General features: G+C 44.8%; 11 protein-coding genes. All 11 read left to right on the top strand.

The window, feature by feature from the left end; translation table 11 throughout:
* Window positions 1-3: 3 nt before the first annotated feature.
* Window positions 4-2,013 (top strand): penicillin-binding protein, encoded by a 2,010-nt coding sequence (locus DN53_RS12660; protein WP_129654648.1) that lies wholly within the window; start codon window positions 4-6, stop codon window positions 2,011-2,013.
* Complete coding sequence (locus DN53_RS12655; protein WP_129654647.1) at window positions 2,010-3,470, top strand: UDP-N-acetylmuramoyl-L-alanyl-D-glutamate--2,6-diaminopimelate ligase; 1,461 nt, start codon at window positions 2,010-2,012, stop codon at window positions 3,468-3,470. The genes DN53_RS12660 and DN53_RS12655 overlap by 4 nt, the downstream gene beginning before the upstream one ends.
* A gap of 10 nt (window positions 3,471-3,480) precedes the next feature.
* Window positions 3,481-4,701, top strand: coding sequence for a phospho-N-acetylmuramoyl-pentapeptide-transferase (gene mraY, locus DN53_RS12650; RefSeq protein WP_116217377.1), 1,221 nt, complete (start codon window positions 3,481-3,483; stop codon window positions 4,699-4,701).
* Window positions 4,702-6,036 (top strand): UDP-N-acetylmuramoyl-L-alanine--D-glutamate ligase, encoded by a 1,335-nt coding sequence (gene murD / locus DN53_RS12645; RefSeq protein ID WP_129654646.1) that lies wholly within the window; start codon window positions 4,702-4,704, stop codon window positions 6,034-6,036.
* 3 nt (window positions 6,037-6,039) lie between these two features.
* The gene (locus tag DN53_RS12640; RefSeq protein ID WP_116217379.1) at window positions 6,040-7,245 is read left to right on the top strand and encodes an FtsW/RodA/SpoVE family cell cycle protein; all 1,206 of its coding nucleotides are present in this window, start codon (window positions 6,040-6,042) and stop codon (window positions 7,243-7,245) included.
* The gene (murG, locus tag DN53_RS12635) at window positions 7,232-8,323 is read left to right on the top strand and encodes an undecaprenyldiphospho-muramoylpentapeptide beta-N-acetylglucosaminyltransferase (RefSeq protein WP_129654645.1); all 1,092 of its coding nucleotides are present in this window, start codon (window positions 7,232-7,234) and stop codon (window positions 8,321-8,323) included. The genes DN53_RS12640 and murG overlap by 14 nt, the downstream gene beginning before the upstream one ends.
* Before the next feature lie 100 nt (window positions 8,324-8,423).
* Window positions 8,424-9,773, top strand: coding sequence for a UDP-N-acetylmuramate--L-alanine ligase (gene murC / locus DN53_RS12630; protein WP_129654644.1), 1,350 nt, complete (start codon window positions 8,424-8,426; stop codon window positions 9,771-9,773).
* Window positions 9,763-10,482, top strand: a complete 720-nt coding sequence (locus tag DN53_RS12625) for a cell division protein FtsQ/DivIB (RefSeq protein ID WP_129654643.1) — start codon at window positions 9,763-9,765, stop codon at window positions 10,480-10,482. Before murC ends, DN53_RS12625 begins: the two co-directional genes overlap by 11 nt.
* 3 nt (window positions 10,483-10,485) lie before the next feature.
* A complete protein-coding gene (gene ftsA / locus DN53_RS12620) occupies window positions 10,486-11,811 on the top strand; it encodes a cell division protein FtsA (protein WP_129654642.1) in 1,326 nt (441 codons plus the stop codon).
* A gap of 26 nt (window positions 11,812-11,837) precedes the next feature.
* The gene (gene ftsZ, locus DN53_RS12615) at window positions 11,838-13,802 is read left to right on the top strand and encodes a cell division protein FtsZ (protein ID WP_129654641.1); all 1,965 of its coding nucleotides are present in this window, start codon (window positions 11,838-11,840) and stop codon (window positions 13,800-13,802) included.
* A 102-nt stretch (window positions 13,803-13,904) separates the two neighbouring features.
* On the top strand, window positions 13,905-14,357 hold the full coding sequence (locus tag DN53_RS12610; RefSeq protein WP_129654640.1) for a GatB/YqeY domain-containing protein: 453 nt from the start codon (window positions 13,905-13,907) through the stop codon (window positions 14,355-14,357).
* Window positions 14,358-14,360: the final 3 nt, after the last annotated feature.

The following is a 14,360-nucleotide window of genomic DNA, read 5'->3' as shown; positions in this document are numbered from 1 at the left end:
ATAGTGGCGATCACCGAAAAAAATATCATGAACAGACTGTACCTCGTTGCCGGGGGACTTTGTGTATTGGCCATAGCGGTAGTGGTGAAGCTGGTGGATATCCAAATGGTACGCGCAGAGGAGTACAAAGAACTGGCTCTGAGCAAAACCGAAAAGATGTTCACTATTGAGCCCAATCGGGGAAACCTGTATTCGGAAGACGGGAGTTTATTGGCTGCATCGGTGCCCAAATATGAGATTCGGTTTGATGCCAAAACAGTTTCCGAGAAAAATTTCCAGAACAACGTGGCCGCACTTTCCGATTCATTGGGAATAATGTTCAATAGGCCATCATCCTACTACAGGCAACTCTTCAGAAAGGCAAGGGCCAATGGCAACCGCTACAAATTGGTGGCCCGCAATGTGGATTATCTGGATTATGTGCGCATAAAGCAGTTCCCTTTGTTCAAATTAGGGCCTTATAAAGGCGGTTTTATAGAGACCCATCGTGTGGTGAGGGAATACCCCTTGGGAAAAATGGCGGCAAGAAGCATTGGCTATGAGAGAGTGGATGAAAATGGGTACTACACCCGAGTGGGTCTGGACGGTGCCTTTGGGGAGTCTTACTTGAGAGGCAAGGAAGGAAAACGTTTAAAACAAAGAATAGCAAAAGGACAGTGGAAGCCCGTAGGGCTGGACAATATAGTGGAGCCTCAGGATGGATTGGATGTGGTTTCCACGATTGACATCAATATTCAGGACATTGCACATCACGAACTTTTGGCCCAACTGGAAAAATACAAGGCAGATCATGGCTGTGTGGTGGTCATGGAAACCAAGACCGGGGAGGTAAAGGCCATTTCCAATCTAGGTCGTACATCCGAAGGAAAATATTACGAAAAGTTGAACTATGCAATTGGCGAATCCCATGAGCCCGGTTCCACTTTTAAATTGATGTCTTTGGTGGCAGCCCTTGAAGACAAGGTGGTCGATACCAGTACCGTAATCGATACCGAGAAAGGAAGATACCGTATTTATGACGGGGTGGTCAGGGATTCCAAATGGGGTGGCTATGGCAAGATTTCAACGGCGAGGGCCTTTGCCGTTTCCTCCAATACGGCATTTGCCAAGATCATCAATGAAAATTACAAAGAGCAACCCGAAAAGTTTGTCAACAGGTTGATGAACATGGGGCTGCATAAAAGATTGGGGATACCTATTAAAGGAGAGGGTGCTCCAGTAATCCGATATCCCGGCGACAAAGGCTGGTCCGGGATTTCCTTGGGATGGATGTCCTACGGATATGAAGTGTCCTTGACCCCCATGCAGACTTTGGCTTTTTACAATGCCATTGCGAATGATGGTGAGTTGGTAAAGCCCAGGTTGATAAAAGAAGTAAGGGAAGGAAGCAAAATCATTAAAAAGTTTGATAAGCAGGTGCTGAATCCGTCCATCTGTTCTGAAGAGACTGTTCTGAAGATGCAGCAATTGATGAAGGACGTGGTGGAAAAGGATTATGGAACCGGACATAAACTGTATTCCAAAAACTTTTCCATGGCAGGAAAAACAGGAACCTGTCAGAAAAACTATGAAACCAAGGATCCGGATAAGCTGGCTTATATCTCAACTTTTGCGGGTTATTTCCCAGCGGACAATCCCAAGTATTCCTGTATCGTGATCATTCATGAGCCGGATAAAAGTGTGGGATATTATGGTGCTGATGTTTCTGGTCCGGTTTTCAAGTCCATGGCGCAGAAAATCCATGCCATCTCACCTTTGGTGGATGAAGTGGAAGAAAGAATGCCAGAGTACAATGTCTTGGACGAAGAGTACCAGCACTACTTCGCACAGGCCCAGAAAAAATACAACACCATTCCCAATGTAAAGGGAATGAGTGGGATGGATGCCGTTTCCCTTTTGGAAAATTTGGGATTGGAAGTGGAGGTGCATGGCAATGGAAAGGTAAAGGGACAGTCCATTAAGCAAGGAACGGATATCAAACAAGTTAAAAAAATAGTACTGGAACTTTCATGAAGTTGTTGAAGGACATATTATATGGAGTAAGCCTTTCAGCGGTAAGTGGCGACACCAATGTGTTGGTGAACCAAATCCATTTCGATTCCAGAAAGGTAGAGATGGATGATGTCTTTGTGGCCGTTCGGGGAACCATTACGGATGGTCATGAGTACATCCAAAAAGCGGTGGAATCAGGTGCAAAGGCTATCGTATGTGAGGAGCTTCCAGAATTGTTGATCAATGGGGTCACCTATATTAAGGTATCCGATTGTAACAGTGCGTTGGCCATTATGGCGGCCAATTTTTTCGATAATCCATCGAAGAACCTAAAGTTGGTCGGGGTAACGGGAACCAATGGAAAAACTACGGTCACCACCTTGTTGTACAATCTGTTCAAAAAGGCGGGATATAAGGTTGGGCTTATCTCTACAATCAAGGTAATGGTAGATGATACGGACCATCCTACCAGCCATACCACACCAGATGTCATTACGATCAACACGTATCTCTCCCAGATGAATCAGATTGGTGTGGAGTTCTGTTTTATGGAGGTCAGTTCCCATGGTATCCACCAGAAAAGGGCAGAAGGTCTTCATTTTGCAGGGGCTATTTTTACCAACCTTTCGCACGATCACTTGGATTACCACAAAACCTTTGCGGAGTATCGGGATACCAAGAAAAGACTGTTCGATGGCTTGCCCAAGAGCGCCTTCGCCTTGGTGAACATAGACGACAAGAACGGATTGGTCATGTTGCAAAATACCAAGGCCAAAAAATATACCTATGCCTTAAAATCCTATGCAGATTATAGGGCCCAGATTTTGGAAAAGCAGTTCAATGGACAGTTGTTGAAACTGGATGATAATGAGCTGTGGTCCAAATTGATTGGGGATTTCAATGCCTATAACCTATTGGCCATTTATGCCACGGCGGATATTTTGGGCTTGGAAAAAATGGAGACCCTACGGTTGATGAGCGAGTTGGAGAATGTGGATGGTAGGTTTCAATACTATATATCAAAAGATAAAATAACGGCTATTGTTGATTATGCCCATACGCCGGATGCACTAAAAAATGTGTTGGTTACGATCAATGCATTGAGGACTGGAAATGAAAACGTCATCACCGTAGTGGGGTGTGGTGGTGACCGTGATAAGTCTAAGCGTCCGGTTATGGGTCATATCGCATCCGAAATGAGCAATCAGGCCATTTTCACCTCGGACAATCCGAGAACGGAATCCCCAGAGGCCATCATTGCCGACATGGAAGCTGGGGTAGAAGCCCAGAATACCAAAAAAGTATTGTCCATAGAAAACCGGAGACAGGCTATAAGAACAGCTTGTAAACTAGCGATGACCAACGATATCATCCTAGTGGCCGGAAAAGGACACGAAACCTATCAGGAAACCAATGGGGTCCGTGTGGATTTTGATGATTTTAAAGAAGTTAAAGAGGCTTTGGATAGCCAAAATTGATTTGTAGCCCATGCTATATTATTTGTTCGAATACTTAGAGAAACAATACCAACTGCCAGGGGCGGGACTTTTTCAGTTCTATACCTTCCGTGCCGCCATGTCGGTGCTGCTTTCTCTGTTGATTGCCATGGTCTACGGAAAACGTATCATCCAATACCTGCAGAAGAAACAGATTGGGGAGACCGTACGTGATTTGGGATTGGAAGGACAAAAACAAAAAGCAGGAACCCCTACCATGGGAGGGCTTATCATTATTTGGTCCACTCTTTTGCCAGTTCTGTTGTTTGCAGACGTGCAAAATATTTACATCATCCTCTTGATCATTACCACGGTATGGATGGGTACCATTGGATTTGTGGACGATTACATCAAAATATTCAAAAAAGACAAGAAGGGGCTCAAAGGCAGGTTCAAGGTTTTAGGACAAGTAGTTTTGGGATTGATTGTTGGCGCTGTGCTCTATTTTCATCCCGAAGTGACCATCAAAGAAAAGGATACCACCCAAATCAATGAAAATTTTAGGGTAGAGAGGGTATTTGGTGAAGAGACCAAGGCGGTCCGTACCAATGTTCCCTTTTTTAAGGACAACGAATTGGATTATGCAGATTTGATTGCATGGACCGGCGAAGGAATGGAACAATATGCTTGGATAATTTTCATCCCGGTGGTCATTCTTATTGTTACAGCGGTGTCCAATGGGGCCAACCTCACGGATGGAATAGATGGGTTGGCCGCAGGCTCTTCGGCTATCATTGTGTTGACCTTGGGGATTTTCGCCTGGGTTTCTGGCAATGTGCAATTCTCCAATTACTTGGATATTTTTTATCTGCCAAGGGCAGGGGAGTTGGTAGTGTTCATCGCGGCATTCGTAGGGGCCTTGGTAGGATTTTTATGGTACAACGCCTATCCGGCCCAAGTGTTTATGGGAGATACAGGAAGCCTTACCATTGGTGGGGTCATTGCCGTAATTGCCATCATCGTAAGAAAGGAACTGTTGATTCCCATTTTGTGCGGAATCTTCTTTGCCGAATCCCTATCGGTCATGTTGCAGGTAGGATATTTCAAACATACGAAGCGGAAATATGGAGAAGGAAAACGCATATTCTTGATGGCGCCATTGCACCATCATTATCAGAAAAAAATGTATCACGAGAGCAAAATAGTCACCCGGTTTTGGATCATAGGGATTTTGCTCGCCATCGTGACCATTGTCACCTTGAAGATTCGATAAATGGGTCGCTTGGTGATATTGGGAGGAGGAGAAAGTGGCGTGGGAACCGCCATTTTGGGAAAACAAAAAGGATTTGAAGTCTTTGTTTCGGATAAAGGCGAAATAAAGGAAACGTATAAAAAAGTTCTTGAACATTTTGAGATTGAATGGGAGTCGGGCCAACACACCGAAGCCAAAATCCTGAATGCTGATGTGGTCATGAAAAGCCCTGGCATTCCGGACAAGGTGCCCTTGGTGAAACAATTGGTGGCAAAAGGTATTCCGGTGATTTCGGAAATTGAATTCGCTTCAAACTATACAGATGCGACATTGATCGGCATTACGGGAAGCAATGGCAAGACCACTACCACCATGATGACCTACCATCTGTTGAAAGAAGGAGGGTTGAACGTGGGTATGGCCGGAAATATTGGCGATAGCTATGCCAAAATGGTGGCGGAAAAGGATTATGATCAGTATGTGTTGGAAATCAGCAGTTTTCAACTGGATGGAATCGTGGACTTTAAACCCCACATTGCCGTAATCACCAATATAACCCCCGACCATTTGGACCGATATGATTATCAATTTGAAAATTATATCGCTTCCAAATTTCGTATAGCGATGAATCAGGATGAAAAAGATTATCTGATTTATGATGCAGATGATGAAGTGATTGTGAATTGGCTAAAAAAGAACCCCGTTCGATCCAAATTGGTTCCATTTTCCTTAAAAGTGAAGGTGGACGAAGGAGCTTGGTTGGAAGACAAAACGATACATATAAAATTAGAACATAAAACCTTGGAGATGAGTACAGATATTTTGGCCTTGGAAGGGCAACACAATGTAAAGAACACCATGGCCGCCAGCATGGCTGCCCTATTGGTGAAAGTGAGGAAGGAGACCATACGTCAGAGTATCCAGTCGTTTCAAGGGGTGCCCCACCGATTGGAGAAGGTGTTGAAGATCAACCATGTGGAATATATCAATGATTCCAAGGCCACCAATGTGAATGCTACCTACTATGCCCTTGATGGCATAAAGCGACCCATAGTTTGGATCGTAGGCGGAGTGGACAAAGGCAACGATTATTCCGAATTGATGCCATTGGTTCGGGAAAAAGTCAAGGCCATTGTCTGCTTGGGAATGGACAATTCCAAGCTGAAGTCGGCTTTTGGCAATGTCATTGATCTTATGGTGGAGACCTATTCCATGGAAGAGGCCGTAAAGGTAGCCTACAAGATTGCTGAGCGCGGAGATGCCGTGTTGTTGTCTCCGGCCTGTGCCAGTTTCGACTTGTTTGAGAACTATGAGGACCGAGGAAATCAATTCAAGGAAACCGTAAAAAATCTATAAAGCGTGAAAACCGTGTTCAAAAATTTGAAAGGAGATAAAGCCATTTGGGGCGTAGTGGCCCTGTTGGCCCTTTTCTCATTTTTGCCGGTCTATAGTGCCAGTACCAATCTGGTCTACGTAAATGGCGATGGAACCACCTTGGGTCATTTGGTAAAGCATGCCGTACTCTTGTTTTTGGGATTTGGGATCATTTATGCAGTGCATCGCATACCAACCCATTATTTTAAGGGACTTTCCATAATTGCGTTGCCCATTGTGTTGATTTTGCTGGGTTATACGCTTACCGTGGAGACAGAGATTGGAGGGGTTACTGCAAATCGCTGGATCAAGATTCCGTTTGTTGGGGTCAACTTCCAGACATCGACCTTGGCATCGGTGGTCCTTATGATCTGGATTGCGAGGTATTTGACCAAGATCAAGGATACCCAAATTACCTTTAAGGAAAGTATTCTGCCCTTGTGGTTACCCACCGCTCTGGTGGTATTGTTGATATTGCCCGAAAACTTTTCAACCGCGGCCATCATCTGTTTTTTGGTGTTGGTGCTGTGTTTTTTGGGCGGATATCCCCTAAAATATTTGTTTGCGATGGTAGGCACGGGAATCGTACTGGCAGGAATGTTCCTTTTTGTACTGTTCAAGGCCCCCGAAGCGTTACCGCAACGAGCGGGTACCTGGAAATCCAGGATAGAGACTTTTATCCACCCTGAACAGGCGGATAAAGACGACCTGCACCAATTGACCTTGGCCCAGATTGCCATTGCAGAAGGTGGTGTTGTGGGTAAAGGCGCAGGGAAGAGTGTCATGAAGAACATGCTGTCCCAAAGTACTTCGGATTTCATTTTTGCCATCATTATCGAGGAATATGGATTGTTGGGTGGTGGTGCTTTGTTGTTTTTCTATTTGCTGCTATTGTTCAGGATTGTGGTGGTGGCCCATTCGGCCAAGACCGTGTTTTCAAAATTACTGGTGATAGGCGTTGGACTGCCCATTGTTTTTCAGGCCTTCATCAATATGGCAGTAGTGGTACAGTTGTTTCCGGTTACGGGGCAACCCTTGCCACTCATCAGTATGGGAGGTACCTCCATTTGGATGACCTGTATGGCGATTGGCATAGTGTTGAGTGCAAGCAACAAGAAAGAGAACTTAGAGGAGCAATCCTATGATATAGATGAGACCAACCCTTTAGAAGTATTGAGTGGACAGATATAGGTTTATACTTTCTGGAGGAGGAACGGGCGGCCACATTTATCCGGCCATAGCCATAGCCAATGAGCTGAAAAAAAGGCATCCCAATGCGGAATTTTTGTTCGTGGGCGCCAAGGATAAAATGGAAATGGAAAAAGTGCCACAGGCCGGATACGAAATTAAAGGCTTGTGGATTAGTGGAATACAACGGAAACTGACATTGAAGAATCTCATGTTTCCCTTTAAACTGATAAGTAGTTTGTTGGCAGCGCGCAAAATAGTGAAGCAATTTCAACCCCATGTGGCCATTGGTACTGGAGGGTTTGCGAGCGGACCATTGTTGCGGATGGCCGAAAGCTATGGCGTTCCCTGCGTGTTGCAAGAGCAGAATTCCTTCGCGGGGATCACCAACAAACTATTGGCAGGGAAGGCCAAAAAAATATGTGTGGCCTATGACGGTATGGAGCGGTTTTTTCCAAAGGATAAGATTGTGAAGACCGGGAATCCCATCCGCATGGATTTGGTGGATTTAAAATCAACCAAAGATGGAGCCAGTGCATTTTTTGGGCTGGACGCCACGAAAAAAACGGTTTTGGTGTTGGGAGGCAGTTTAGGCGCACGTCGCATCAACCAATTGATTGAAAAGGAACTCGGTTTCTTTGAAAAAAGAGGATTGCAGGTGCTATGGCAATGTGGGAAACTGTACTATGAGGAGTATAAAAAATATGATTCGGATACGGTGAAAGTGTTGGCCTTTGTAAATCGGATGGATTTGGCCTATACCCTAGGCGATATAATAATTTCCAGAGCCGGTGCCGGTTCGGTATCGGAACTGTGTTTGGTGGGAAAACCAGTGATCTTTATCCCATCGCCCAATGTGGCAGAGGACCATCAAACCCAAAATGCAAAGGCATTGGCTGTAAAGGATGCGGCCATCATGCTCAAGGAAGATGAACTGGACGGCACATTTGAAAACACATTCTCGGGTCTGTTGGATTCGGAAGAAATGCAGCAAAAATTGGGAACGAACATTAAGAAATTGGCCATGCCCAAGGCTACGGAACATATTGTTGATGAAATTGAAAAATTGTTGAAGAAGTGAGATTGCAATTGAAAGAACAAATAAATAAAGTATGTCACCTCGAGCGGAGTCGAGAGGTAATTGCTGTTCTCGACTGCGCTCGAACTGACAAATTTGAAAAATGAATGTAAAGGATATCCATAGCGTTTATTTTATCGGAATCGGAGGTATAGGTATGTCCGCCCTGGCTCGGTATTTCCATTTTATTGGGAAAGATGTAGCCGGATACGATCGTACATCGACCCCTATTACCGACGGATTGGTGGAAAAGGGTATTGCCGTACATTTTGAGGACAACGTGGGGGTCATCCCGGAAAACTTCAAGCAGGAAGGAACCCTTGTGGTGTATACCCCTGCGGTGCCTAAAAGTCACTCGGAGCTGCAGTTTTACCAAAACAATGGCTTTGAGATCAAGAAGCGCTCCGAGGTGTTGGGAATCATTACCAAGGATACTTTTTGCCTAGCGGTCGCCGGGACACACGGAAAGACAACCACATCTTGCATTTTAGCGCATTTGCTACGAGAATGCGGCTTGCCCTTCACGGCATTTTTGGGGGGCGTTTCGGAAGACTTTAACAGCAATTTTGTGTTGGACGGAACAGAGTATTCTGTGGTGGAGGCCGATGAATTTGACCGTTCCTTTTTGCAATTGTTCCCCAATGTGGCCTGCATAACCTCCATGGATGCTGATCATCTGGATATTTATGGGACCAAGGAGCAATTGGAAGATTCTTTTCGGGCATTTGCAGGGCAGATTAAACCGGGGGGCACTCTTTTTGTGCGTAACGGCTTGCCCATGGAAGGCATTACGTATGGCATAGAGGATGACTCGGCCTATTGTATAGAAAATATCAAAACAGAACAGGGGACTTACATATTTGATTTGGTCACCCCTTCCGGAACAATTTCGGATGTGAAGTTCAATAAACCGGGAAGGCACAATTTGCTCAACGGATTGGTGGCTTTTGCCATGGCGGAACAAACAGGCTGTTCGCCACAACAGTTGGCCAAGGCATTGGAAAGTTTCAAGGGGGTACAGCGCAGGTTCTCCTATCAAATCAAGGAAAAGGATTTTGCCTTTATAGATGATTACGCACACCATCCCACCGAAATTGAAGCGGTACATCAAGCCATACGGGAAATGCATCCGGGCGAAAAGGTCACGGCCATATTTCAGCCCCATCTTTTCTCAAGGACCAAGGATTTTGTGGATGATTTTGCCACGAGCCTATCCAAGTTTGATGAGATCTTGTTATTGGAAATCTACCCAGCGCGGGAAGAACCCGTTCCAGGGGTAAATTCGACTTGGTTGTTGGAGAAAATCAGCAATCCAAACAAGAGACTGGTTTCCAAATCGGATTTGATTGATGAAATAAAAAAATATAGAACAGGGGTCTTGGTCGCCATTGGCGCGGGGGACATAGGATTGGAAGTGTCCAAGATCAAAAAAGAACTGACCTATGCGAGTTAATTGGAATTACATAAAATTGGCATTCTTGTCCATTTCACTGGTTGCCCTTTATGGTTTTGCCGATATGCGGAGCAAAAAGAGGGAGGTGAGTGATATATCCATTAAGTTTCTGGGAGACAATAGTTTATATATTACAGAGGACGCAGTTAATAAATTGTTAATACAAAATTACGGACCTGTAAAAAATAGGCCTAAAGAACAGTTAGTTTTGAATACCATAGAGGAGGTAATTCTGTCCAACGATATGGTGAAAAGCGCCCAGGTCTATCTTACTGTGAACGGAGAACTTATCTCTAAGATTGTTCAGCGTAAACCCATTGGAAGAGTGGAGGGAATCTCTAAATTTTATTTGGATGATTTAGGGAAGCGCATGCCGCTTTCCAAACATCATTCGGCAAGGGTGCCTATAATCACAGGTGAGATTACAGGTAAGACCCTTGAAGATGCTTATGAGATATTGAACTATATCAACGAGGACGATTTTCTACGGAAAAACGTCATCGGGATACATATTGAAGAAGAAGGAAAGTACCAGTTAAGGTTCCGAATGGAAAACTTTGTGGTGAATTTGGGAGGGGTGGACAATCTCAACGGGAAGTTCAAGAATTTCATGGCCTTTTATGTGAAGGCGACCAAGGACAATTCCTTGGAGAGTTATGCAATAGTGAGTTTGGAATATAGCAATCAAGTGGTTTGTACCAAAATTTAAGATATGGCACAGGGTAATTATTCAGTTGGTTTGGACATTGGAACTACCAAGATCGTAGCAATCATTGGAAGGGAAAATGAGTATGGTAAAATTGAGATTTTGGGTTCAGGGAAAGCCAAAAGCTTAGGAGTGCATAGAGGTGTGGTCAACAATATTACGCAGACCATTTCCTCCATTCAGCAGGCCGTGGAACAGGCAGAGGTCAACTCTGGTCTAAAGATTGGTTCTGTAGTGGCAGGTATTGCCGGACAGCATATCCGCAGTCTACAGCACAGTGATTATATCACCAGGCCAAATTCCGAAGAAGTCATCAACAATGATGATCTGGACAAACTTTGCAACCAAGTGTACAAATTGGTCATGCTTCCGGGTGAGGAGATCATCCACGTATTGCCACAGGAGTACAAAGTGGACGGTCAGGCCGAAATCAAAGAGCCCAGGGGAATGTATGGCGGCCGATTGGAGGCCAACTTCCATGTGGTGGTAGGGCAGGTTTCCTCCATCAAGAACATTGGAAGATGTATCAAAAGCTCAGGATTGGAACTGGGCAATATTACCTTGGAACCCTTGGCATCCGCAGAAGCGGTTTTGAGCCAAGAGGAAAAAGAAGCCGGTGTGGCACTTCTCGATATAGGGGGCGGAACCACCGACCTTGCCATTTTTAAGGACGGCATCATTCGCCATACCTCCGTGATTCCTTTTGGTGGGAATGTTATCACTGAGGATATCAAGGAAGGATGCTCCATTATAGAAAAACAAGCCGAACTGCTTAAAATGAAGTTTGGCTCCGCTTGGCCAGGGGAGAACAAAGACAATGAAATTGTTTCCATTCCCGGATTGCGCGGTCGTGAACCCAAAGAAATCACCCTAAAGAACCTCTCCAAGATCATCCATGCCCGAGTAGTGGAAATCATTGAGCAGGTATATGTGGAGATCAAAAACTACGGGCACGAGGAACAAAAGAAAAAACTGATTGCAGGCATCGTCCTTACCGGAGGGGGAAGCCAATTAAAGCATTTGAAACAATTGGTGGAATACATTACCGGAATGGACACCCGAATTGGATACCCCAACGAGCATTTGGCTGGCGATTCCGATGAGGAAGTGGCAAGCCCATTGTATGCCACCGCAGTTGGACTGTTGATGAAAGCATTGGAAACCAAGACAATTCCTGTTGAGGCAGACATGGATGGAATGGACGAGGAAGAAAAAGTCTTGGTGGGACAAGAACAAATGGCGGGCACCAATACGGTGTCGCACAAGGAACGAAAATCCATTTTTGACAAATGGTCCGAAAAGTTGAAGGATTTTTTGGACAACGCAGAATAATAACCCCATAAAGAAACACAACTGTCATGAGTAAGAACACTGAATTTGACAACATCGCTTTTGATTTGCCCAAGAACAAAAGCAACGTAATCAAGGTAATTGGAGTTGGTGGAGGAGGTAGCAATGCCATCAACCACATGTTCCAAGCAGGGATCAACGGAGTGGATTTTGTAATCTGTAATACCGATTCCCAAGCTTTGCAGAACAGTTCCGTTCCCAATAAAATTCAATTGGGGGTATCCCTTACCGAAGGACTGGGAGCTGGGGCCAACCCTGAAGTTGGGGAACAGGCCGCCTTGGAAAGCATGGAAGACATCAAAGGTATGCTGGAGCGTACCACCAAAATGGCCTTTATCACTGCGGGTATGGGAGGTGGAACCGGTACAGGGGCCGCTCCTGTCATTGCCAAATTGGCCAAGGAGATGGATATTCTTACCGTGGGTATCGTTACCATTCCCTTTCAGTTTGAAGGGGCCATGCGTAACAAACAAGCGCAATTGGGGATTGAAAAACTGCGCTCCAATGTAGACTCGTTGATCGTGATCAACAATAACAAACTTCGTGAGGTGTACGGCAATCTTGGGTTTAAGGCCGGCTTCTCCAAAGCGGATGAAGTATTGGCCACTGCGGCAAGGGGTATCGCAGAGGTAATTACGCACCACTACACACAGAACATTGACCTTAGGGATGCCAAGACAGTGCTTTCCAACAGTGGAACCGCCATTATGGGTTCTGCAACGGCATCAGGCTCTGCAAGGGCAAGTGAGGCCATCATGAAAGCATTGGATTCTCCTTTGTTGAATGATAACAAGATCAACGGGGCCAAAAATGTATTGCTGCTCATTGTTTCGGGCTCACAAGAAATCACTATTGATGAAATTGGGGAAATCAATGACCACATCCAGATTGAGGCCGGTCACGGAGCCAACATCATCATGGGGGTTGGTGAAGACGAGAACTTGGGTGATTCCATTGCCGTAACCGTTATTGCTACGGGATTTAACGTGGATCAGCAGGATGATATCGTAAACACAGAGTCCAAAAAGGTATTCTACACGTTGGAAGATGAGCAAACTGCACAACAAGAGTTGAGGCCAGAAGCCACATCCGTACAGGAGGTGCCCGTTAAAAAGGCACCTGTTCAACCTGAACCTGAACCAGAGATTGTAAAGCACACTTTGGAGGTGGAAGAAGAAGAGGTGAAGCCCAAGATTCAAGAGATGGACCTTATCCCGACCACAAGCTATATCCGAAACTTCAATGTATTCTATGAGGAAGTAGTCCCTGAAAACGTGGATGATGATTTTATCATCATTGAAGCCAAGAATATCATCAACGAAATAGAAGTGGTGGATCCTGAAGTGGTCTCACCCAAAAACAAGGATAACGAAGATCAGTTTGCCTTGAGTTTTGATATGCCCCTCAACAATACCATAGAAGAGGAAGAAGATGAAAAGGAGCATACCATTACATTCAATCTGGATGATGATGTCAAAGACATTGATGTGAATCACTACGTAGAGGTAAAACCTGTTCTGGAATATAAGAACCAAGGTGAGACCCGATACAATTTGGAAGAGTACATGGAGTTGGAAACCAAATTGACAGGGGCAACATCCAAAGCGGAGACCCATGAGCCCAAGTTGGTGGAAAACGAGTTGGTTTTTGAAAAGAAAACCGTAAAGGTCGAATCCAAGTTGGAAGAGGAGAGTACCGCCAGCATGGATCCCTTTAACAGTTCCATAAGCGATATTTTAAAAGATCGGGCTGATGAGCGAAGAAGAAAGCTTAAAAACTTCAACTATAAATTCCAGAACAATAGGAACAGTATAGATGAAATAGAAAAGCAGCCCGCCTATAAAAGACAAGGAGTGGACCTGAACGATGTTCCCAAGGAGCAGAAAGTATCCAGGACCACATTGAGTGAGGATAGCAATGACGATTTGCAATTGCGTTCCAACAACTCATTTTTGCACGATAATGTTGATTAGTAGTGTTTAAAATCGATATCCATTTTTAATGGAAATCATGAACCCGGAAGTTAATAGACTTTCGGGTTTATTTTTTATCTTCGCAGCCCAAAATAAGTTCAAATGGATTTGCAAGAAAAGGTGATGACAGAAATGAAGGCTGCAATGAAGGCCAAGGACACTGTTGCCCTGGAATCATTGCGAGCCATTAAATCGGCAATTTTGTTGGCGAAAACCGATAAAGGAGCTGGTTCCGAGCTTTCCGAGGAAGAGGAAGTGAAGTTGGTTCAAAAGCTGGTAAAGCAGCGTAAGGACAGTGCTGCCATTTTTCAGGAGCAAGGCCGTGAAGATTTGGCCGGACCCGAATTGGCACAGGTAGCCATTATTGAAAGGTTCTTGCCGGAACAACTTACGGAAGAGGAAATAGAAAAAGTGGTGGTACAGACCATTGATTCTGTTGGAGCTTCAGGAATGCAGGATATGGGTAAGGTAATGGGCATCGTTTCCAAAGAATTGGCCGGTCAGGCAGACGGAAAGACCATTTCAAATATTGTAAAGGCAAAATTAAGTTCATAAATA

Origin of the sequence: Flagellimonas olearia, assembly GCF_004150225.1 — a bacterium.
GTDB classification, from domain to species: Bacteria; Bacteroidota; Bacteroidia; order Flavobacteriales; family Flavobacteriaceae; genus Flagellimonas; species Flagellimonas olearia.
The sequence above is the reverse complement of the archived record's forward strand: the minus strand, read 5'-3'. Positions and strand labels throughout refer to the sequence as shown.